This window comes from Nostoc sp. (genome assembly GCF_036919615.1).
Taxonomy (GTDB): Bacteria; Cyanobacteriota; Cyanobacteriia; order Cyanobacteriales; family Nostocaceae; genus Nostoc.
In genome coordinates, this window is sequence record NZ_JBALCN010000010.1 from 68,752 (window position 1) to 90,848 (window position 22,097).

A 22,097-nucleotide genomic window follows, 5' to 3' on the forward strand; every position below is an offset into this window, starting at 1 on the left:
TTAGAACTGATGAAGAAGCAATAGAGCCAATGCAAATTTAATTTTTTACTTTTAAATCATCCTCTTTAATCAATATTTAGCTAGCTCCAGCATTTCTATAGTTTTATAGCGATCCGTGAAAGAATACCAATCGAGGTTGCCACGAATCCAAGCATGAATTCCTAATATATATTTTGCGAATTCAGCATCTACTTCTTCTCCAAAAGATGGAATATCTGCTTCCAAACTTATCAATTTTTGTATCTCATGATCATGCATTTGTGTAGCACGCTTAATTGCTTCTTCTAGAGGAATTTTATGCTGATAATGTAGTACAAATACTAAATTATGAACATGACCCGTTGCCAATTCCCTAGATAATGAGAAAATATCATTAGACCAGCCAAGAAGGTTATTTGCAATCTCATTAAGTTGTTTAAAAATATCCTGTTTTCGTAAAAAATCAGGAATTATCAACTGATCACAAAGTTCAATTAATGGCAAGGCAACATCTGCGCCTGCGCTTAACCTACGCATTGCAATATAAGTGTCAGTATCAGGTACAATCCCATATACACGGTTATTTGCTTCCTCAAAACAACCGTATAAGTAGTTCTCAAAGCTGCAGAGAAAATAATTTAACCATTTCACGCTTACTTTTTCAAGCATCCGCTGTCGTAAGTTACTTAAAGCGTGACTAAGAGGTATATCATGGCTCATAACTTCTGCCCCGTTCAATATTTCTAGAAATCTCTTGTGAATAGCTTTTAGAACTTCAGGTTTTTTTCCTAAATCTGATAAATCACATTGGTCATCCCAAATAAATAGCCAACTCAGCCAGTCATGTGCAATCTTCAGTTGTTCGATATTACTGTAAGGATAAACAGATGCAGTTAAGAAAAAGAATTTGGACTTGCAAAAACGCTTATAGGTTGATTCATTGGCCAGGAGATTGAAGTGAAGCACCCATTCAATAGCGTGCTCTTCTAGAATATCAACATACTTATTGATCTGGGATGGAAATGGACAGTATAAACCAGGGGAAAGTAATTGCTGCATAAAAAATGTATTAGTTCAAAGCAAAGAATATGAATTACAAGATAATAAAATTTATAGTAGATTTTTTAAAAATAAAAATTAACTATAAACCCAGATTGACTCCAGTATGCAAATAATCTTTATCTGCCTCTTGTGAGCAGGTAAATGTATAGAAGTATTTTATTTACAGTTAATTCATTGTTTATTATTTTTTTAAAGAATAATAACCGTAAATATCCTAGATTATAAATTTTTTATAAAAATACTTATGGTTGTATCAACACCTAATAAATACTGTTGACGAACTGAAAAAGTTAACTTATGGTATCAACAATATTGTTTTGGAATAGCGTTACTTTTATAAAAAGACAAGAGTAATAATGACTAATTTTAGAGCGATCGCCTTCATGAAAGAGGATATTCAACTCTAGTGAAAGTGAAGCTTGGTGGTTATTTCCATCCTGTAGCCATCGCCCCCGTGGTCACATACGGCAATTTAGTGTGAGAATGTTGCTGTTATCAGAGTTTTTGGGAACTATAGGATTGTCAGACTAAAAATTTATCAGTCAGTCTGCCAATAAAATAGATGTGACTTAGCTGCGATCGCAGGGCAAATAGTGAATAAGTAACAAGGAGTAAAATTAATTTAAATACATGAATTACAAGCCAGATATAAAACTGCTTTATGTACCAGAAGATAGTTTGGTTTTAGTAGTGGATGATACCACTACCAATTTAAAAATTGTCTTTGAAATATTAACTAATGCCGGACTTGAAGTTATTACAGAAAATGATGGGGAAAGGGCACTTAAGCAAGTTGAATCTAGACTACCTGATTTAATATTATTAGATGTAACGATGCCGGGAATAGATGGATTTGAAACCTGTAAAAGGCTGAAAGAAAATTTAGCTACTTGTGATATTCCAGTAATTTTTATGACGGCTCATTCAGATACGGATAGTAAGGTAAAGGGTCTAAATATAGGGGCAGTTGATTACATCACTAAACCCTTTAATCAAGAAGAATTATTAGCTAGAATTAAAACCCATCTTCAATTACGAAATCTCACAAAAACTTTAGAAAAACGAGTTGCAGAAAGGACAGCAGCGTTGTCTAGGGCATTAAAAGACCTACAAGAGTCTCAACTTCAGCTTGTACAGACAGAAAAAATGTCTGCCCTTGGTCAATTAGTAACAGGAATTGCTCATGAAATTAATAATCCAGTTGGTTTCATTCATGGCAATCTCGGACACGCTTCAGTGTATTTCCAAGACATGATTAACCTCATTGATCTCTATCAGCAGCATTATCCTAATCCGGTTCCAGAAATTCAAGAGGAAATTGCAGCGATAGATTTGAAGTATATGCTTTCTGATCTACCTAACTTAATTTCCTCAATGAAAGAGGGTGTTCAGCGCATTCGCAACATTAGTATCAGTCTGAGAACCTTTTCTCGAGCAGATAGCGATCACAAAGTTTATTGCAACATTCATGATGGCATTGACAGCACAATCATGATCCTAAAACACCGCTTAAAAGCATCCGAAGATCGACCCGATATTCAAGTAATTAGAGATTACGAGAATTTGCCAGAATTAGAATGCTTTATCGGACAACTAAATCAGGTATTTATGAATTTGTTAGCTAATGCTATTGATGCTTTGGAGGATTCTAATGTAGGACGCACCTATATTGAAATTGAAGCAAATCCCAATCAAGTTTTGATTCAGACTACTCTTACTGAAAATAAAAATCACATCTCGATTCGGATTAAAGATAATGGCGTGGGAATGTCGGCTAATGTCCAGCAAAAAATCTTTGACCATTTATTCACAACCAAACCTGTGGGTCAAGGTACAGGATTAGGATTATCAATTGCCCGTCAAATTGTTGTCGAAAAACATGGAGGAACTTTGGAGGTAAATTCAGCGCTAGGACAAGGTTCAGAGTTTATTATCAAGCTTCCCATTTAAAAATCATAGCAAATCACGTTCATCAATATAATAGGTAAATTTATGTTCAAAGCAGTAGTAGGTCACAGTAACGATCCAGATTCTCTATCAGCAATTGAAGAAGTTCTTCAGCAATGTACCAGTTCTCTTGCAGGGAATATACCAAAAGCTGGGATTCTTTTTGCTGCAATAGATTTTGAACATTCTCTGATTTTACAGCAAATTCATCAGGCTTTTCCGGGGATTGAGTTGATTGGTGGAACAACAGATGGAGAAATTTCTTCCGTCTTAGAGTTTCAGCAGGATTCAATCACCTTAATGTTGTTTTGCTCAGACGAAGTTGAAATTCATGCAGGAGTCGGACGCAAAGTTTCAAGCGATCCAATTACTGTAACTAAACAAGCTGTGGAGCAAGCTAAAGCAAAAAGTACTACAGCTCCAAGGCTATGCTTAACTCATCCAGAAAGTCTTACAACTAGTGGTATCTCTATATTGAATGGCTTAAAGCTAGCTCTTGGGCAACATGTACCAATATTTGGTGGTTTGGCAGCTGATCAGTCAAGATATCAAAACACATATCAATTTTTTAAAACAGAAGTATTAAGTGACTCTGTACCAATTCTGCTTTTTTCAGGCACAATATTGTTTTCCCACGGTGTTGCAAGTGGTTGGCATCCCATCGGTCAAATAAGCAAAGTGACTAAGGTAGATAAGAACATAGTCTATGAAATAGATGATAAGCCAGCTTTAGATTTTTATCATCATTATTTAGGTTTGCTTCCTCCTTCAATTGAATATCCACTAGCAGTGTTTGAGCAGAATGGAGACAATTTTTATATTAGAGCACCTATTGCTTACAATCAAGAATCTGGTAGCATTACCTTTTTTGGAGATATTCCCGAGCAAGCAGTTATTAAAATTGCAGAAGCGGGTTATGAAGATATTCTGGCAGCTTCTAAAACATCATTCATGAATGCCTTAGATAACTATCCAGGTGCAGAACCAAGTGCTATTTTGTTTTTTTCATGTGTAGCTCGTCGGCAAATACTTGGTACAAGAGCAAAAGAAGAGTACCAAAATATAAAACTTTGCCTTACTGACTATTTTCCTGCCTGTGGATTTTATTCTTATGGAGAGATTGCTCCTATAGATCGAATTAGCCAGATGCAATTTCATAATGAAACTTTTGTAACTTTAATTTTGGGGAGTCGATAAAAGCTGATGGAAATTGTGGATTATCAACAAGAAATTAAGGAACTAAAAAAAGCAAATAGAATTATCAAAAAGAAATTGGAACGTTCTGAATCAGACCGGGTCAAACTGGAAGATATAAATAAAAAAAAAGAATATTTACTCAGAAAAGTAATTGATGAATTAAAGGAATATCAAAACAATTTAGAAGAAAGAAGCCATGAACTAGAAATGATGCTTCTTAATCTTCAAATAATGCAGAATAAGATGTCTAGTTTGGGAGGTCTTGTCGCAGATGTAGCTCATGAAATTAATAACCCAGTTGGGTTTATAGCAGGTAATCTGACTCCAGCTCAAGAGTATATTGATAATTTGTTACATCTTATCGACCTCTATCAGCAAACCTATCCCAAAGCATCTGAGAAAATTCAAGAAACAATTGAAGTAATTGACTTGGAGTATGTGCGCGAGGATCTACCTAAACTCATTTCCTCAATGAAAGAAGGCACAGATCGCATTTCAAACATTAGCAACAGCTTGCGAATTTTCTCTAGAGCAGATACAGAACAAAAAGTTCTATTTAATCTTCATGAAGGTATTAACAGCACTCTTCTGATTCTCAAGCACCGTTTGAAAGCTAATAAGATTCGTCCTGCTATTGAATTAGTTCAAGGTTACGCAGAATTGCCTCTAGTAAAATGCTTCCCAGGACAATTGAATCAGGTATTTATGAATCTATTGGCAAATGCCATTGATGCTTTAGAGGAGTCTAATTCTGGACTGAGTTTTGATGAAATTAAGGCAAATCCCAATCAAATTACAATTCATACTGCCCTAATTGAAGATACAAATCATGCATTGATTCAGATTCAAGATAATGGTGTGGGAATATCAGCTGATATTCAGCAAAAAATGTTTGACCATTTATTCACAACAAAACCTGTGGGTCAAGGAACAGGATTAGGATTATCAATCGCCTATCAAATAATTGTCCAAAAGCATAGGGGAACTCTAGAAGTAAAATCTGTGTTAGGAGAAGGTTCTGAGTTTATAATTACCATTCCAATTTATTAAAGTAGCAAATATATCAATTATTAAAATTAATATTAAGAAAAATAAATGTTCAATGTGGTAGCAGGTAAAAATAATTCGTAATTGATAATGACGCCCTCTATGAGACGCGCAAGGGACGCATCGCCAACACCAATGGTAAACAGAACTTTGTAAGAGAATGATGCTACACGCTTTTATATCTCCATTCATGAATCAAGGGGCTTGTATTCTTGTAAATTCGGTGATAATGGGGACGTAAGCTAGAAGAGACTTTAGAAAATCGGGAACTGTCATAACAACAAGGTTTAGAATTTGTGATCACCATTCCCATGCATTAGAAATAAAAGCAAGCATTAAGTTCTCTGAAGAAAGAGATTAAGCAGTTACTTTAAAGGCCTTTTGGGGAACTCTAGAACTGTAGTTACAAGATTGTGTCCTCAAAATTTATGACTAATGCACTTAGCCACTCAATAGCAACGCTTAATCTTTCTTTAGAACGCGATATATTTTTACGTACATTAATCAGAGAACTATCTGGCACTTTGCAGGACGTAGTTGGCTTAGAAGAAGCTTCTGGATTTATTAGTGTAGTTGGTGAAAGGATGGGTAGGCAGCTCAACCAAAATTACAAATCTGCCCTGGAAGTCTCCAACCTTTCTCGTAAGCAGGTAGCTGATGTCTTGGTTGATTTAAAAAGACGAATCCAGGGGGATTTTTATGTGATTGAACAAAATGATGAAAAAATTGTCTTTGGCAATCGCGTCTGCCCATTTGGCGACAAAGTACTTAATCGCCCTGCCATGTGCATGATGACTTCAAACGTCTTTGGGACGATTGCAGCTAATAATCTCGGGTATGCGAAAGTAGAATTGCAAGAGACCATAGCAAAGGGTGCTCCTGGATGTAGAGTTATTGTTTACTTAAAAATTACAGAAGAGGCAGAAGATGCAGAAGGTCGAGAATACTTTAAGGGACTAGAATCTGTGTAAACCCTTTAGCACTAAACTAACCCCAGAATACAAGCTTGAGTGCAGATATGTAAAGTAGAGTCGAACTCTGAAATTGGAAGCCCCATGACTCCTGAACAATTTCTTGAATTTGCCAGAGTTTTACCAGAACCTTTGCTCCTAGTGAGTGGAGAGGGTCAGTTGTTGGCTACTAATAAACCAGTAGCAGAAATGTTGGGGTTACGCCGTCAGGAACTGCGGGGAAGAATGCTCTTTGAACTTGTAACTGAGTCTGCTAACGATGTTGTAAAGTACCTGCAAGCTTGTTCAAGTAGTAGGGCAATGGTTATTGGCTCCTTGACTTTACAAAAGAATGATGGACAAACGTTAATATGTCGTAGTCAAGGAGCCGTTATTCAACCTTGGTCTCCTGAATCTTCAGCTTTAATTCTCTTACGCTTGGAAAATAGAACTTTAGCCACCAGTAATTTCATTCTCTTGAACGAAAAAATCGATGAGTTAGCAAAAGAAGTTCAGAGACGTAAACAGGCAGAGGAAGCGCTTAAGAAAGCCAATCAAGAGTTAGAAATTCGGGTTGAGGAACGTACAACTACTTTACAAGAAACACTAAACGAACTGCAACTTACCCAAACTCAGCTTATCCAAGCTGAAAAAATGTCTAGTTTAGGTCAGATGGTCGCTGGTATTGCCCATGAAATTAATAACCCCGTGAGTTTTATTTATGGTAACCTTCACCACGCCCATAAATACACTCAGGATTTACTAAAATTGGTGCAAATCTATCAACATTTTTGTCCAAATACTCCTCTAGAAATTCAAGAGCAAGTAGAAGAAATAGACTTAGATTTTCTGATTCAAGATATAACTAAACTCTTCCAGTCAATGAAAGTGGGAACAGAACGCATTCAAGAAATTGTTAAATCACTACGTAACTTTTCCAGACTTGATGAAGCAGAACTTAAGCAAGTTAATATCCATGAAGGAATTGATAGTACTTTAATGATTTTGGATCATCGCCTGCAAGCCACACATGAGTACCCAGAAATCAAAGTAATTAAAAAATATAGCCAACTGCCGAATGTAACTTGCTACCCTGGTCAACTCAACCAAGTGTTTATGAATATTCTTGCTAATGCGATCGATGCACTGGAGGCGTCAGCGATTAATGGTCAGTTGTCAGTAGTAAATCCACAAACAACTGATAATCAAAAACTGACAAAGAATAATCCCCAAATTCAAATTAAAACTGAGGTAATTGATGAAAAATGGATAGCGGTTAGTATTGCTGATAATGGTTTGGGGATAAATGAACAAGTTTGCTCAAAGCTATTTGATCCGTTTTTCACCACTAAAAATGTGGGCAAAGGTACTGGACTAGGGCTATATATAAGCTATCAGATTATAGTTGAAAAACATAACGGAGAACTTAGCTGTTTTTCTGTTCCAGCAAAAGGTGCAGAATTTGTAATTAAGATACCTATTAACTCAAGATCATAAATGTCAGAGGCGTGTTAGTACTACGCAGTGTCAACACCAAAGGCAAGCAAGACTATTTTTCAATAACGTTATTGCAAGTTTTCTTTGAGTCCAATTCCTCTTGGATAATAATGTTATTGTCATCATCCAATTTTTCATCTTCATTTTTGACAATAATAAAAAGATATGATAAACGCCTGTCTGCTCAGTAGCAAACAGGCGTGTCTTTGAGTACAAAGTTTAGTTGAGACTCAGGTAATTAAATCTTAGCAGTAGAATCAACTGAGGGTTGAGACTGACTAACCGAATCTAACTTGGGCAAAAGCAGTAGATTTTGTGCTTTTACCCTACTGTTGATTGTTGCTTGCAAAATTGGGGTATGGGAGATGGAATTGTTAGCCAAGGTAAACAGTGGATTTGACAAAATTCCTGCTATGGTAGTGGCAATTAATGTTACCACCAACCCAACCTGCAAAGGTCTTAGCCCAGGCAAATCCCAACGCACTTGTGGATAATTCTTCACCGCATCAGACATTTCATGGGGTTCTTTGACTACCATCATCTTGACTACGCGAATGTAGTAGTAGATGGAGACGACGCTGGTAACTAAGCCCAGCAAAACTAACCAATAAAGTCCTGCTTGCCAACCAGCCCAGAATAAGTAAATCTTGCCGAAAAACCCAGCCAATGGTGGAATACCACCCAAGGAAAGCAGAGCGATACTCAACCCCAATGTTAGGAGTGGGTCTTTTTGGTATAAGCCAGAGTATTCGGCTATCTGGTCGGTTCCCGTCCGCAGTGAGAACAGGATGATGCAGGTAAAGCCGCATAGGTTCATGAACAGGTAAACCAGTAGGTAAAATATCATACTGGCGTACCCTGCCTGTGTACTAGCAATCAAGCCAATCATCACAAACCCAGCTTGGGCAATGGATGAATAGGCTAGCATCCGTTTCATGCTGGTTTGGGCTAGGGCGACTACGTTACCCAAGATCATACTGAGAACGGCCAGAGCGGTGAAGACAAACCTCCACTCATCAGCAACAAGGGGGAAGGCTGTTGTCAGCAAGCGGATGGCTAGGGCAAACCCAGCTGCTTTGGAACCGACAGATAAAAAGGCGATTACTGGGGTGGGAGCGCCTTCGTAAACGTCTGGTGTCCACTGGTGGAAGGGTGCAGCGGAGATTTTGAAACCAATACCTGCGATCGCAAAAACCAGGGCAATCACTAAACCTAAAGATTGACCGACTTTAGCTGTGGCAATGCCATTTGCGATCGCACTCAGTTCCGTTTGTCCTCCAGATAGTCCATACAGCAGTGATACACCGTACAAAAATATTGCCGTACTGGAAGCTCCAATTAACAAGTATTTCAGCGCCGCTTCATTGGAGCGCGGGTCACGCTTGGTATAACCTGTTAACAAGTAAGAGGATATACTCAGGGTTTCTAATGAGATGAAAATCATCACCAACTCACTAGCCCCAGATAAAAACATCGCTCCTAACGTAGCACTCAGCAAAATAGCGATGAATTCGGCTAAAGCGGTGCCGCTTTGTTCAACGTAGCGAATTGACATTAGTATAGTCGCAACCGCAGACAAAGCAATAATACCGCGAAAGACGATACTAAGGTCGTCACCAATGAAAGCACCAGTAAAGGAGATGGGATTTGGCGCATCCCATTGGAAGTATAGGGCGATGATCGAAGCAAATAAACCTGCGATCGCTAGATATCCAATCCAGCGTGCAGATGTACGCCCCAAAATCAAATCAACAATCAAAACCCCCAAGAGGGTGAGAATAACAATCCCCTCTGGCAAAATCGTTCCAGCGTTTAGCTGGGATGCAATATTAGCAAAATCCATGAGATGTATAGGTTTTGGCGATTAGACATTAAGGCTAACTCTGTTCACTCTAGCAAGTTTTCTAATTAAGAGACTAGCTCTTTTGTTCAAGAGTTTAACAGTTTGTGCATAGATCGCGAACGCACCAACTTTACTAGCTTACCAGCAACTTTCTCAGTATCTAGGAATTCACCTAAAAACTTTCCTATCTTGTTTTTTTAGGCGTGACCTTCAGCGAATATCTTGGTTAGATAAAATTAACGTCAGTTTGACAGATTATCTAGTACCCGCCTAATTTAGCTTCATAAAGAAACCTCTCCCTGCTTTTACTACGCAAAATCGTCCCTCTCCAACTCAGAGAGGGACAGACTTGAACGAAAATTCAAGGCAGCGAGAGGTTTGTCGAATTCATATTAAAATTAATAAGGGCACAGCATTGCTGTGCCCCTACAATAATTCATAACTCCTAACTTTATTAAAAATCGGCAGATGGCAGTTTGCCTTGTAGCGACTGAAATTTAGACTGAATACAGTTGGCACAATTGCAACCAAGTTGATCAATAATCGGATTAGATGTTTGAATCAACTTTGGTGTTGCTAAATCAGGAATTTGTTGTGTAGATGCTACCGTAATAATTTGTGTAGCAGATGCAGATTTCAGACTGGATGCGTGTGCTGGATTGACTACCAGCAGCATAAATGCCAGAAGCACAGGACAAGCAAGTAAAATCAGTTTGGCTATTTTCATAATTTACACAAACATACCTTTGCTGATACAGCATAGCCAATAAATTGCCCACCTTCAACTTCAAGTGCTGAGTATTGCTTAACTGCGCCCGAATCCTTGACCCCGCAAAACCTTTGACCATACAAGTAATTCCCCTTTCTCACCGCCTGCGGCCAGTAACTTGCCTTGGGGATGCCAAGCTAGGCTAGAAAAGCCTCCTGAGATACCTGTGATAATTTGGGATACTTCCTTGCCTTGGTTCCATAAACATAACCAGCCGTCAGCAGCAGCAGAAGCGAGAAGGAAGCTTTTAGGTGCAAAGGCGATCGCATTGATCACATCGACATGATTTGTTAATACTCGCGCTTCCCAACCTAAGGAATCATCCTCTAGCTTTTCCCAGACCACAATACCTTCAACGCTAGAAGATGCCAGTATTGGCGCACCGACTTTCGTAGTAGCTTCTGACCATGCCAATTGGCGAATTTTACCAGGGAAGCCACGCATCACCCAAGGGTCAGGGTTGTTCCATTCCAAAACGGTGACACTACGATCCATGTTGCCAGAAGCCAGGAATTTGCCATCAGGCGACCAAGCCATCGCTAAACTGACAGTAGTCGTATCCAAGATGTATGGTTCTTCATCCCAGTTTTGACTATACCAAATTTTGACTCCCTTATAACCACTAATGGCTAAGTACTGTCCGTCAATGCGCCAATCTATACCCAATACTGAAGAGTTGTCGAAATTCAGCGTCACGACAATTTCACGAGTATCTGCATCCCAGACTTGGACGTAACGCCCTAAACTAAAAGCCAGTTGGTTACTAGTGTAATTCCAAGCTAGCTTGTCAACCCATGCGGGGGCATTTTCTAACGTGGCGATTAATTCAGTATCGCGCCAAATTTTAACCTGTCCATCCTGTCCACCAACAGCTAAAAATGTCCCATCTGGGGAAAAGGCCAGACAGTCTACTGATTTACCGTTACCAGTTTGTAAGGTTGTGAGTTCGCCATCATTCCACAGAACTACTTCCCCGGCGGCGGAAGTTGCTGCTAAAGTTTTACCTTGTGGCGACCAAGCGATCGCAGTTACATAATCTGAAAGTGTCCCCGAATAGTGTTGTTCAAATTCCTTAGATTTGCTGGTTGTGGAGTTCATATTTTCTACAGGAGTTAGAAGTTAGGAGTTAGGAGTTTGAATTTTTAACTCATAACTCCTAACTCACTTTTTATACCAGACAGGCGAGAAAATCTTGCTTGAGTTGGTCTGCATCAAGATTGCGACCGATGAAGACTAGTTCATTTTTGGGAGTTTCACTTGGTTTCCAGGGGCGATCGGGTTTGCCATCAAATATCATATGCACTCCTTGAAACACAAATCGATTATCTTCTCCAGCAATATTTAAAATGCCTTTCATCCGAAAAATATCTGGGCCTTGGGTACGCAGTAACTCGGAAAGCCAAGTGTTTAATTTTTCTCCATCAACTGCACCTGCTTCTACTAAAGCCACAGAAAAGACGCTTTCATCGTGTACATGAGCATCTTCGCCTAAGAAATCTGGATCAATTTCTAATGCCCGGTCTAAATCAAAGGCTTTTACACCTAATAAAGCATCCATTCCTAGTTCAGAATTTTGGGTACGGTAGATTTTTGCGATCGCATTCATCGCCCGAATCCGTTTTTCTAATTCATCCAACTCTTCTGACGCTACTAAATCAGTTTTATTAAGTAAAATTACATCGGCAAAAGCAATCTGTTCTTGTGCTTCGTCTGCATCCCAGTGCTGCCAAATATGCTTGGCATCTACGACTGTCACCACTGCATCTAGAGACAGTTGGCTTTGCAAATCTTCATCAACAAAAAATGTCTGAATCACTGGTGCTGGATCGGCTAATCCAGTCGTTTCAATTACTAAATGGTCAAATTTATCGCGCCGCTTCATCAAATTGCCGATAATCCGAATTAAGTCACCGCGGACTGTACAACAGATACAGCCATTGTTCATTTCAAATATTTCTTCATCTGCATCGATAATCAATTGATTATCAATACCCACTTCCCCAAATTCATTGACGATCACAGCAACTTTTTTGCCATGTTCGTAGGTAAGGATGTGATTGAGTAGAGTCGTTTTACCTGCTCCCAAATAGCCTGTAAGAACAGTAACGGGAACTGAATTGTTGATTACGTCAGCCACCATACTCTAAATTCCCCTTGTCTCACTTTGTAGATAATCATTATCGCCTATGATAAATCTTTTTATATTTTTGTGCGAACTTGCTGTTATTTTGGGTTTCAGCAGAATAATTACATAATTTAATTCAAAAGCACTTTATTTTTGTGCAGCTGTAATAAGTAATAAATATTCGCAAGTTGGCGTAGCTTGGTAGGAATATTGCATATAACGACCCACTCCTTGGGAGATTCCTGGAGTCGCCAAAGAAGCATCTACAGACTTTTCAGAGGTTGCAGGTTAGCACCTTGACAATCCCATCAAAGCCATAATAATCATTATCATAAAGAGAAAAATTATACTTTCATGGATAAGTAAGATTTAATTTTCTGGGAAGAATAAAAAATCTTGAGCTGCTTCTAAAACAACTGCTGGGTATTCTTCATGCAGTCCCAGAGAACCAGGAACGACGACGCTTTTTACTCCTGGTAAGGCTGCCAAAGCGTTCATTTCTTCTCGTGATTTCGGAGGGCTGGATTCCCCAATTACTACCATGAGCGGTACAGTTAAAGACTGCACAAGTCCCAAAAAATCAGATTGTTTGTGTACAGCATCAAGATTACCAGTTACAAAAGCAGCAGATGCAAATCGCGCTCCTGGTTGTTGAGTCATGTGCCACTTCTTCTGAATGAAACTGGATGTAACTTTAGCCGCGTCAGTAAAGACATGACGGCGGTACATAAAACTTAAGAAAGATTGAGTAGTGTTGAGTTTGTAGAGAGCTTGACCAAGTATAGGCGATCGCACTAATTCTCTCACCATGCCAGCTATCTGCTGACTTGCTCCCATTGTCGGCAAAGGCCCACGCCAAGTAGGAGCTAACAACACAATTCGTGAGAAAGCAGTAGGTTGTTTCACAGCTAATTGTAAAACGTAACTAGCAGCATGACCTGCCGCCACCAAAGTAATGGGATTATTAAAAATAGCTTTGACAAAATCTTCCAGAAATTGCTGATATATTTCCGGTCGGTAATTCAAACTAGGGCGAGAAGATTGTCCAAATCCAGGCCAGTCTAAGGCTACAACTTGAAAATGGGGAGCTAGTAGCCTGGCGAGTTCGCCCATTTCCAAACGTGTCGAAACAGTACTGAAAGCTGGTAGTAGCAATAGCGGTGAACCTTTACCGAGGGTTTCATAAACAACGCGCAATTGCTGATTTTTCCAATTCCAGAGATATTCTTGAACTACCCCACCAAAACCAGTAGCAGCAGAGGTAGATAATAAATTTGTTGACATGAGAATAAACTTATTATTAAGAGTTAGGAGTAATTGAATTTTGGATTTTAGATTTTAGATTTTTCCTTCAATCCAAAATTCAAAATCTAAAATTGCCAGAGTTAGGAATTCAAAACTCTTAACTCTTGATATTTATTTGCAATTATCTGTTTAGTTAGGCAGGTCTAACTTAGATTCCAATGCTTTTTTTTGCATGGTTTTAAAAATGTTGTAAAACCCATTAGCACGGGAAGGTGTGAGACTAACGTTTAAACCTGTTGCTTGAATAAAATCTGGAGTAAGTTGGACAATCTCAGTTGGCGTTAGTCCATCCAATCCTTCAACCAAAAGCCCTACTAATCCTTTGGTTAACTGGGAATCGGAATCGCCCTGAAACACAACTTTACCGTCATCCAAGGCTGCTGTGATATAAACTTGTGACACGCAACCAGGGACTTTATTTTCGGGTAATTTTTCAGCTTCTGGGAACTCATTGAGCTTCTGAGCATACCAGATTAGCTGTTCGTAGCGTCGCTTCGGTTCGGAAGCGCGTTGAAAGCGCTGGACAATTTTAGCGAGCGCAGGTGGCAAAGAATCTAGAGTTGAGGACATAACAGAAGCTGCAAATGATCGGTATCACTTTGAGTGTAAATTATCTTGCTTGGCGATGCCTACGGCGGGCTGCGCCTACGCGCCTTCGGTTCACTTGGCAGTATGAAGCTTGCCATAACTGACTATATCTTATCAAATCTAAATAATTACTGCGATCGCATTCACATCAGTCAGATTTTTTAATCCGCCTAATCACAAAAACTTAATTTTTTTATAAGCAGGCTTTAACAGCAACTCTATAGAAGTTACTGTTGTATCAGTATAGACTTAATACTATTACGTAAGTATGGGGAATGAGTGAAATTTATGTGTCGTTTGATTTGACTATGTGATGCCTACGGTGGGCTGCGCCTCCGCACTTACAAAAATAGCTGCAAGTAGCTTTTAACTAGGCAGCTAGGTGATAATCAACAATTAAAAATTAAAAATCAAAAAAAAATTCTGATTTTTAATTTTTAATTTCTCTCCCTTAGGGATTAATTCGTAGTTTGTGCAGCTAGCATCTGCTTCAGCTTTTCTAATTCCGAAGCCCAACGAGGATCTGGACGAATAGCGTCTGAATCGGTGGTTGTGGTGCTGCTTTCACGAGAACCGCCGCCACCGCCGCCACGACGAGGCTTCTTAGAGCTTTTCTCTCGACGGCTACCTTCTCTACCTTCTCTATTAGGGCTAGGAGTGGGGGTACTACTAGCAGCAAGACTAACTGGTTTAGGAGCTTGCTCGTCGCCCTCTTCACCTTTTGTCCGAGGTAATGCCTTCTCTAGCTTAATGGCAGTGTCTTTGAACATCTGACCATTATACTTTTCGATGATTTCGTCAGCTTGTTCGTCATTGTTGACGGTAAGAAAACCGAAACCACGGCATTTGCCAGTTTTGCGGTCTTTAATTAATTTAGTAGTTACAGCATCACCTTCTGCTGCAAAAACTGCTTGCAGATCTTGACGATCTATTTCTTCTTTAGGCAAATTACCTATATATAGGCGAACGGACATGAACTATACCTCCAGAGTTGAATGAACATGGCAAGGCAAGAAAACAATCACTTGGCTTTGGCTTTTAAATAGATGCTATTGACCAAGACTGCCATCAACCATTTTTTTTGCTCGAAACTGTCAACCTATACAACAATACAGTTTTTCGTCGGGATCAAGCTTGTTTAATCCAAAGGCTCACACTATGGTGAGCTAATAACACCTTAATTATAAGAATTGTAAATTTAATAGCCTAGTGCCTGCTAAAGTACACGCTTTCTCCCATGCCCTTTTTCGCAGAATTAAATACCATTCCTTACATTACCACGGTATTTTCTACGTAGCTAGTTTAGCGCGTACATTTCCGACGTTAGTATTACTGTATCGTAACATAAAACACATTAAACACATTTTTTTATTCAATGGGGCATATTTTGAAACAAAAACCAGCCACTGGCTGGTTAATTTGCTGCTGTGTTGGCAGGATAAAAGGTATGGAGCGGGGAAAAAGCATCCGAATTTACAACTAAGCTGTAATGCTGAGTTATTGTCGATTGCTCTGGTTTGTGTAAATAAATGTAACACTTGTTAAGAAAACCTGCAACTTTTGTTTACATTCCAATTTGCTCAATACTTCTCTTCTTAGGCTGCGCCAAGGAGACGCTACGTGTAGCTTGCTTCCCCGCAGGGGTACGCTCAGTACAAGTGCCCAATGACTAACCAGTGAGAAAAACGTATGCACCCCAAGCCTGTGCTGCGACTGCCAAAAAAGTAGACCAAATGGGATGAGGGCTATGAATGGTTTTACCACTTTGAGTTTCTAGGGTTTGGATATCGATCCAAGGTGTTGCTCCTCGCCGGAACCAACCTGTGACGATAATTTGCCGACCGATCAAATCTTGGTGATTGACTGACTGTCCTAGCCAAGAAATGTGGTGTAACTTCACCAAGCCCGCGCTGGATTGGAGGATCAAATCTTGCGCTAGAGAGTTGCTAGTGCCTTGACGACCTAATAGTTTGCCTACAATCCGTACACTGATGCTGTCAATGGGTAAGGCAGAAGGGTCAGCTAACAGGTTGGGTAAGCAGTCGTCAGTTTGCACGGTGGCAGGTTTAATATCGGGGAAGAAAGAATTAATCCGCATCACTGTACCGATGCTAAAGCCAATCAGAAGGCAGCCTGTAATGAAAGACCAATCTTCATATATCCACTTTAGGTTTAAAAACTTGAGTGCGAATGCTAGTTGCCAGGTTAGCCAGACTAAAGCTGCAAACAGAACCCCTAGAGGAATTCCCAACCAGGGAGCGATTTGTAATAAGAAAGACTGATGCTTAACCTTTGATGGAACGCTTGCAAAATGTAGTTCGGTATCTAGATGCCAGTGACGCGCTATTTGGCAGAGGCGTTCAATGCGATCGCCCATTAAAGGATGACTATTATTAATCGTAAACCATCGGCGATAGGGATTGGCATTATCCCACTTCAAAAAGGATTCAAAAGATAAATTGCTGGCAATAGTACCTAAAGAGAGGCTCTGTTGGTGGCTGACTGGTGTTAGAAGATTTAAGCTTTCTAACTGCCAACTGGTATGTTCTTGTTTTTCGATATCAGCTGCAATGCCAATAGTAATTTTGAGTAAAGCGCGAATTAGCGCATTGGGATTACCAGTAATTTCAGCGGCGACGCGATCGCTATAATAAAGCCGTAACCGCGACAACCACAATGCAGTCCCAGTTAGCAAACACCAAACTCCATAAACGAGACTCGCTAGAATTGTCACTGGCCAGCGCCAAATTTTCCCTGATATTTTATCTGCCAACGCCGACACTTGCTGATATAGCTTATAAATTGGTAGTGTCACCAGCAGCAACAAAGACATCACAGCAAAATCCCAGTGAGCAATATGCCCTAGTTGTGTGGCGTAGATAGTGGCAATTTCATCATCTGCCAGTTGCTCTAATAGCCCTTGACTCACAACAATCCTGGCATTACGTGGTAAACTACCATAGGTCAGGATAATTGGTGCAGCCATTGGTAAAATCCGCAGTTTGGGTAACGGCCAGTGCCGTTGTTGGCAGCAACGTTGTAGCACCCGGACGGCTTCCCGACTATGGGTATTTAATACATCTTTAGGAAATTCTCGCTGACCATACAAGTTCGCCAGTAGCAGATCCAGCAACCAAGGTGATACTCCGATCAAAATCACCAATACTACTAGCAACAATTCAGTAGGGTCGCGGTATAAAAGCTGTAATGGTTCCAGATAAGGTAGTTTAACTAAAGTCTGGTTGATTAATCCCATTACTAACTTAAGGATTTCCCGCATTACCCAAAACAGGGCGATGAATGTTCCCGCTGACAGTAGCCGCAACGGAATTAATTTCGGTTTACGTAGTGGTTGCCATGCTCTGGCGCGTTGTGCTTGCCGCCAATAAATAACGCCAAATAATTTGGCTTGGGTGCGGGTAACGGAACCCATGAAACCGTTTAGGGGCGTGGCAGGTGGTGGTAATGGTGTCGCTACTGTAGCTTTGAGTCTAGCTAGTGGCACCATCGGCGGGGTTTCGTCGCTCTTGGTTTCTATTACTTGATCTTCTAGCTTTTCCTCTAATGTAGAAGTAACTGGGGTTGAATCTGGGGTTGAATTCTCAAAAGCAACAAATCCAGTTTCGACATTTTTTGATTCTTGATCAGGTTTTTTACGTTTTGTCAGGTGTTCGAGAGCGCGTGTTGCCCACTCTTGAACTTGCGGATTGCTACTCTCAATGAGATTCTGGGAAATAGCGATCGCTTTGGGAACTTCGCCAGTGCGAGCATAAGCCATCACTAAACCAACTTGGGCTTGTAAGCTAGCAGTCGCATTGCTTTGGCTGCTAGCAATAGGTTCTAGTTGAGCGATCGCTGTTTGGTAATTTCCCTGCTTGAGGGCAACTAAACCAGCCTCCAAAGACGGTTTGGCATGTGAAGGCATACAAATTCTGGCACTCCAATCTCTTCTAGGTGATCCACGTTTGTGCAAAAGCGCGAACCTCGGATGCCGTGGAACTCAACCGCGCCCAGTTAGAGCCACATCAAGTGAATTATTCCTCCACTGGTTGTTGACTAGAAAATACTGGAGCGATCGCGCTTAATTTTAACTCTGGATGGTCGCCCAATAACTGTTGGCAATTCCATTCATTGCGGAATAGCAACACTGGGCGTCCCATGCTGTCTTTAACTGTAGTGGTATTGAATATTCGTCCCACCTGTTCTAATGCTTCCCAACCACCCTCAACCCAACGGGCGACACTATAGGGCAATACCTCTAGTAGGGTTTCTACGCCATACTCATTTTGTAAGCGAAATTGCACCACCTCGAATTGCAACTGACCCACCGCCGCCAAAATAGGATCGCGTTTGGCTTCATCAGTTGAATACATAATTTGCACAGCACCTTCTTCTCGCAATTCCGCAACGCCTTTTTGGAATTGTTTAGACTTCGAGGGGTTGGGATTCCTGAGAGTCGCAAACAGTTCCGGCGAAAAATACGGAATTCCCTCATATTCAAGCTTTTGTCCCGTGTAAATTGTATCCCCGATCGCAAAAACACCAGGATTGTTCAAACCGATCACATCGCCAGGATAAGCCACATCAATGGATTCCCGCTCTTGAGCAAAGAGTTTTTGCGGGCGAGACAGACGGATGAGTTTACCAATGCGGGCGTGATTCACCATCATATCTTTTTCAAACTTACCAGTGCAGACCCGGATAAATGCGACGCGATCACGGTGCTTCGGGTCCATGTTCGCTTGCAGTTTGAAGACAAACCCCGAAAACTCCGGGTATGTAGGGGGAACTTCGCCAACACTGCTGTAGTGAGAACCGGGTTTGAGGGCATAATCGAGGAAGTACTTGAGGAATAACTCTACCCCAAAGTTAGTCATAGCGCTACCAAAAAACACAGGCGTCATTTTGCCTTCGTGTACCAACTGTAAATCTAGCTCTGGCCCAACACCTTCTAACAGTTCTAAATCATTTTTCAGTTGGTAGTAGAGTTCTTGTTCTAGCTGCTCTTCTATTCTCGGATCACCTAATTCCACTATTGTATCAAGGGCTTCTCGGCTGCCGTGGGCGCTACGTTCAAACAGGTGAATTTGTTGCTTGTGTCGGTCAAAAACACCTTTAAAGCGATCGCCCATACCAATCGGCCAGTTTACTGCATAGGTTTGCAATCCCAATTCTTGCTCAATTTCATCCAACAGTTCCAGAGGTTCTCTTCCTGGGCGATCAAGCTTGTTGACAAATGTAAAGATCGGAATACCCCGCAACTTACACACTTCAAACAATTTGCGGGTTTGGGGTTCCAAACCTTTTGCTGCATCAATCAGCATCACTGCATTATCAGCAGCGGCGAGGGTACGATAAGTATCTTCACTGAAGTCTTGGTGTCCAGGGGTATCTAATAAATTTATTTGACAGTCCTGGTATTCAAATTGCAACACTGTGGAGGTAATGGAAATGCCCCGTTGTTGCTCCATCGCCATCCAGTCAGAGGTAGCCTTACGCTGCGCCCGTCGCGCCTTAACCGCCCCAGCTTCATGAATTGCACCTCCGTATAGAAGTAGCTTTTCTGTTAGTGTAGTTTTACCCGCATCCGGGTGAGATATAATCGCAAAGTTGCGGCGAAGTTCAACCGCGTGAAGAAGTTCAGACTGAAGTTCAATTGACATAACTGTATTTGTTTGTAATTTAACTTAATTTTTCTCTACTCTGGCAAGTCTTTTAATCTTAAGACAACGATGCTCGTGATAGGGTCGTAATATAATCAACAATCTAACTAAATTAGGAGAAAGGAATGTACAACACAGACAAGCGAAAGCTTCTATCTGCCTTGTCTCATGGAGCGATTTTTTTCAGCACAACGTTGGTATCTGTAGGTATACCTATTGCCATATTGTTCGTATCTGATGATCCTGTTGTTAAAGAAAACGCCAAAGAATCCATCAATTTCCACTTTAATGTCTGGTTTTATGGAGCAATTCTGGCAGTGCTGTTTTTTCTATTCGGTTGGTTAGTGTTACCTCTATTATTGCTAGGGCCACTAGCCGGTCTGGGATATCTATTGCACTGGGGATTAACAATTTGGGCGCTCATCGGAGTTTTCAACAATCCTGATATACCCTTCCGCTATCCCTACATTTTCCGATTTATTTAGGACAAATTATGCTATTGGGTAATTGAAAATTACCAACTTCAGAAAAATGTTTTCCCCATTAGCGAATTTCTGTAATTGATTTGGTGGAATTTGCTATCTATGTTGTTTTTTTTCTAGTCCGTCGGATAGATGCAACCAAGCTGTAAAATACAAAATTGCCCCACAGCTTGATTAAGAGTAGGGCAAAGGACAGTTAAGCACTGTTTGTAGTCTGTCTGACGGCAGGAAAGTTTTAGCCTGCTTTTGTGACGCTTTGTTTTGTGTCCATTTGCGTTGTTTTTTGTTATAAAATTTTATGTTTCCTATACATCGCCCCCGTCGTCTGCGTACCCATCCCCAACTGCGCCGGATGGTTCGTGAAACTGTTTTGACAACAAGCGATTTAATCTACCCACTATTTGCCGTACCAGGTGAGGGAATCGCTAATGAAGTGAGATCGATGCCTGGAGTCTACCAACTTTCAGTAGATAAAATTGTCGAAGAGGCAAAAGAAGTTTACGACTTAGGAATTCCCTCGATTATTTTATTTGGTATTCCGGCTGATAAAGATGTTGATGCCACTGGTGCTTGGCATGATTGCGGTATCGTCCAAAAAGCAGCGACTGCGGTAAAAGCAGCAGTGCCAGATTTAATTGTAATTGCTGATACTTGTTTGTGTGAGTATACTAGCCACGGTCATTGTGGTTATCTGCAAGTTGGTGATTTAACAGGACGAGTTTTAAATGACCCAACTCTGGAATTGTTGAAAAAAACAGCGGTTTCCCAAGCGAAAGCCGGTGCCGATATCATCGCGCCTTCGGGAATGATGGATGGGTTTGTGCAGGCAATTCGTGTGGGTTTGGATGAAGCCGGATTTCAAGATACGCCGATTTTGTCTTATGCTGCTAAATATGCGTCGGGTTATTATGGCCCATTTCGGGATGCAGCAGACTCGACACCGCAATTTGGAGACAGAAGAACTTATCAAATGGACCCGGGTAACGCCAGGGAAGCAATTAAAGAGATTGAATTGGATATCGCTGAAGGTGCTGATATGCTCATGGTTAAGCCAGCTTTAGCATACATGGACATTATCTGGCGGGTGAAGGAAGCGACTAACTTACCAGTTGCAGCTTACAATGTTTCTGGTGAGTATGCGATGGTAAAAGCTGCGGCTCTCAATGGTTGGATTGATGAGGAGCGGGTGGTTATGGAAACTTTAACTGGGTTTAAACGGGCTGGCGCAGACTTGATTTTGACTTATCATGCCAAAGATGCGGCGCGATGGTTAAAGTAAGGTGGGCGATTGAAGGGTAAGAATTTAATAAATCTCACGCAAAGGCGCGAAGGCGCAAAGTTTTTCTCTGTGTTTTGGTGTCTGGGCGTGAGATTGTTGTGTTTTAGCTTGTACCAGTTTTTGTAACTAGGCTTTTTCCGTTGTGAAATTTTAAAATTTTTTTATACATTTATTCTACGTTTTATTACATAAATAAATAAGTGGCATTTGCCAGAGGGGGAGGCGATCGCTGATAAAACCTCTAAAATCTAAATTAAATAGCTTTGATATAGTTATGGCAATTACTCGCTCTATGCTTGGGGCGACTCGTTTAAAAAACCAATCTCTAACTAGTGCGATCGCTCACGGTATTTGCGACAGCAGC

Annotated in this window: 18 protein-coding genes; 8 read left to right on the forward strand and 10 right to left on the reverse strand. The window is 40.6% G+C overall.

The window, feature by feature from the left end; translation table 11 throughout:
- Nucleotides 1–69: 69 nt before the first annotated feature.
- A complete protein-coding gene (locus V7K48_RS04455) occupies nucleotides 70–1,038 on the reverse strand; it encodes a terpene synthase family protein (RefSeq protein ID WP_335069968.1) in 969 nt (322 codons plus the stop codon).
- A 633-nt stretch (nucleotides 1,039–1,671) separates the two neighbouring features.
- Here V7K48_RS04455 and V7K48_RS04460 point away from each other — a divergent pair.
- The 5 genes from V7K48_RS04460 (at nucleotide 1,672) to V7K48_RS04480 (ending at nucleotide 7,679) form a co-directional block, all read left to right on the forward strand.
- Nucleotides 1,672–2,991, forward strand: coding sequence for a hybrid sensor histidine kinase/response regulator (locus V7K48_RS04460; RefSeq protein WP_335069970.1), 1,320 nt, complete (start codon nucleotides 1,672–1,674; stop codon nucleotides 2,989–2,991).
- Nucleotides 2,992–3,033: 42 nt separating this feature from the next.
- Entirely contained in the window at nucleotides 3,034–4,185 is a 1,152-nt protein-coding gene (locus V7K48_RS04465) for an FIST signal transduction protein (protein WP_335069973.1), read from the forward strand.
- Between the two features lie 6 nt (nucleotides 4,186–4,191).
- Nucleotides 4,192–5,235 (forward strand): sensor histidine kinase, encoded by a 1,044-nt coding sequence (locus V7K48_RS04470; RefSeq protein ID WP_335069975.1) that lies wholly within the window; start codon nucleotides 4,192–4,194, stop codon nucleotides 5,233–5,235.
- 425 nt (nucleotides 5,236–5,660) lie between these two features.
- Nucleotides 5,661–6,203: a methanogen output domain 1-containing protein gene (locus tag V7K48_RS04475; protein WP_335070255.1), complete on the forward strand. Its 543-nt coding sequence runs from the start codon at nucleotides 5,661–5,663 to the stop codon at nucleotides 6,201–6,203.
- An 84-nt stretch (nucleotides 6,204–6,287) separates the two neighbouring features.
- On the forward strand, nucleotides 6,288–7,679 hold the full coding sequence (locus V7K48_RS04480) for an ATP-binding protein (RefSeq protein ID WP_335069978.1): 1,392 nt from the start codon (nucleotides 6,288–6,290) through the stop codon (nucleotides 7,677–7,679).
- A gap of 238 nt (nucleotides 7,680–7,917) precedes the next feature.
- On the opposite strand, the gene V7K48_RS04485 is transcribed toward V7K48_RS04480, so the two are convergent.
- The 6 genes from V7K48_RS04485 to V7K48_RS04510 form a co-directional block, all read right to left on the reverse strand.
- A complete protein-coding gene (locus V7K48_RS04485; RefSeq protein WP_335069980.1) occupies nucleotides 7,918–9,522 on the reverse strand; it encodes an NAD(P)H-quinone oxidoreductase subunit N in 1,605 nt (534 codons plus the stop codon).
- Between the two features lie 454 nt (nucleotides 9,523–9,976).
- Nucleotides 9,977–10,249 carry a hypothetical protein gene (locus tag V7K48_RS04490; RefSeq protein ID WP_335069982.1) on the reverse strand — a complete coding sequence of 91 codons (273 nt, stop codon included), beginning with the start codon at nucleotides 10,247–10,249 and terminating at the stop codon, nucleotides 9,977–9,979.
- A gap of 78 nt (nucleotides 10,250–10,327) precedes the next feature.
- The gene (locus tag V7K48_RS04495; RefSeq protein WP_335069984.1) at nucleotides 10,328–11,389 is read right to left on the reverse strand and encodes a WD40 repeat domain-containing protein; all 1,062 of its coding nucleotides are present in this window, start codon (nucleotides 11,387–11,389) and stop codon (nucleotides 10,328–10,330) included.
- 70 nt (nucleotides 11,390–11,459) lie between these two features.
- The gene (locus V7K48_RS04500) at nucleotides 11,460–12,431 is read right to left on the reverse strand and encodes a CobW family GTP-binding protein (RefSeq protein WP_335069986.1); all 972 of its coding nucleotides are present in this window, start codon (nucleotides 12,429–12,431) and stop codon (nucleotides 11,460–11,462) included.
- Nucleotides 12,432–12,785: 354 nt separating this feature from the next.
- Nucleotides 12,786–13,700: an alpha/beta fold hydrolase gene (locus V7K48_RS04505; RefSeq protein WP_335069988.1), complete on the reverse strand. Its 915-nt coding sequence runs from the start codon at nucleotides 13,698–13,700 to the stop codon at nucleotides 12,786–12,788.
- Between the two features lie 150 nt (nucleotides 13,701–13,850).
- Nucleotides 13,851–14,291, reverse strand: coding sequence for a SufE family protein (locus V7K48_RS04510; protein WP_334970428.1), 441 nt, complete (start codon nucleotides 14,289–14,291; stop codon nucleotides 13,851–13,853).
- Between the two features lie 45 nt (nucleotides 14,292–14,336).
- Between V7K48_RS04510 and V7K48_RS04515 the strand changes: the two genes are divergently transcribed.
- The gene (locus V7K48_RS04515; RefSeq protein ID WP_335069990.1) at nucleotides 14,337–14,474 is read left to right on the forward strand and encodes a hypothetical protein; all 138 of its coding nucleotides are present in this window, start codon (nucleotides 14,337–14,339) and stop codon (nucleotides 14,472–14,474) included.
- A 293-nt stretch (nucleotides 14,475–14,767) separates the two neighbouring features.
- On the opposite strand, the gene V7K48_RS04520 is transcribed toward V7K48_RS04515, so the two are convergent.
- The 3 genes from V7K48_RS04520 to prfC form a co-directional block, all read right to left on the reverse strand.
- Complete coding sequence (locus V7K48_RS04520; protein WP_334970431.1) at nucleotides 14,768–15,283, reverse strand: RNA recognition motif domain-containing protein; 516 nt, start codon at nucleotides 15,281–15,283, stop codon at nucleotides 14,768–14,770.
- Between the two features lie 695 nt (nucleotides 15,284–15,978).
- Nucleotides 15,979–18,234 carry a zinc metalloprotease HtpX gene (locus V7K48_RS04525; protein WP_335069992.1) on the reverse strand — a complete coding sequence of 752 codons (2,256 nt, stop codon included), beginning with the start codon at nucleotides 18,232–18,234 and terminating at the stop codon, nucleotides 15,979–15,981.
- A gap of 109 nt (nucleotides 18,235–18,343) precedes the next feature.
- On the reverse strand, nucleotides 18,344–19,972 hold the full coding sequence (gene prfC, locus V7K48_RS04530) for a peptide chain release factor 3 (protein WP_335069994.1): 1,629 nt from the start codon (nucleotides 19,970–19,972) through the stop codon (nucleotides 18,344–18,346).
- Nucleotides 19,973–20,097: 125 nt separating this feature from the next.
- On the opposite strand from prfC, the gene V7K48_RS04535 reads away from it, so the two are divergent.
- Both V7K48_RS04535 and hemB read left to right on the forward strand, forming a co-directional pair.
- Complete coding sequence (locus V7K48_RS04535) at nucleotides 20,098–20,457, forward strand: DUF4870 domain-containing protein (RefSeq protein ID WP_335069996.1); 360 nt, start codon at nucleotides 20,098–20,100, stop codon at nucleotides 20,455–20,457.
- Nucleotides 20,458–20,752: 295 nt separating this feature from the next.
- Nucleotides 20,753–21,733, forward strand: coding sequence for a porphobilinogen synthase (hemB, locus tag V7K48_RS04540; protein ID WP_335069998.1), 981 nt, complete (start codon nucleotides 20,753–20,755; stop codon nucleotides 21,731–21,733).
- Nucleotides 21,734–22,097 lie beyond the last annotated feature (364 nt).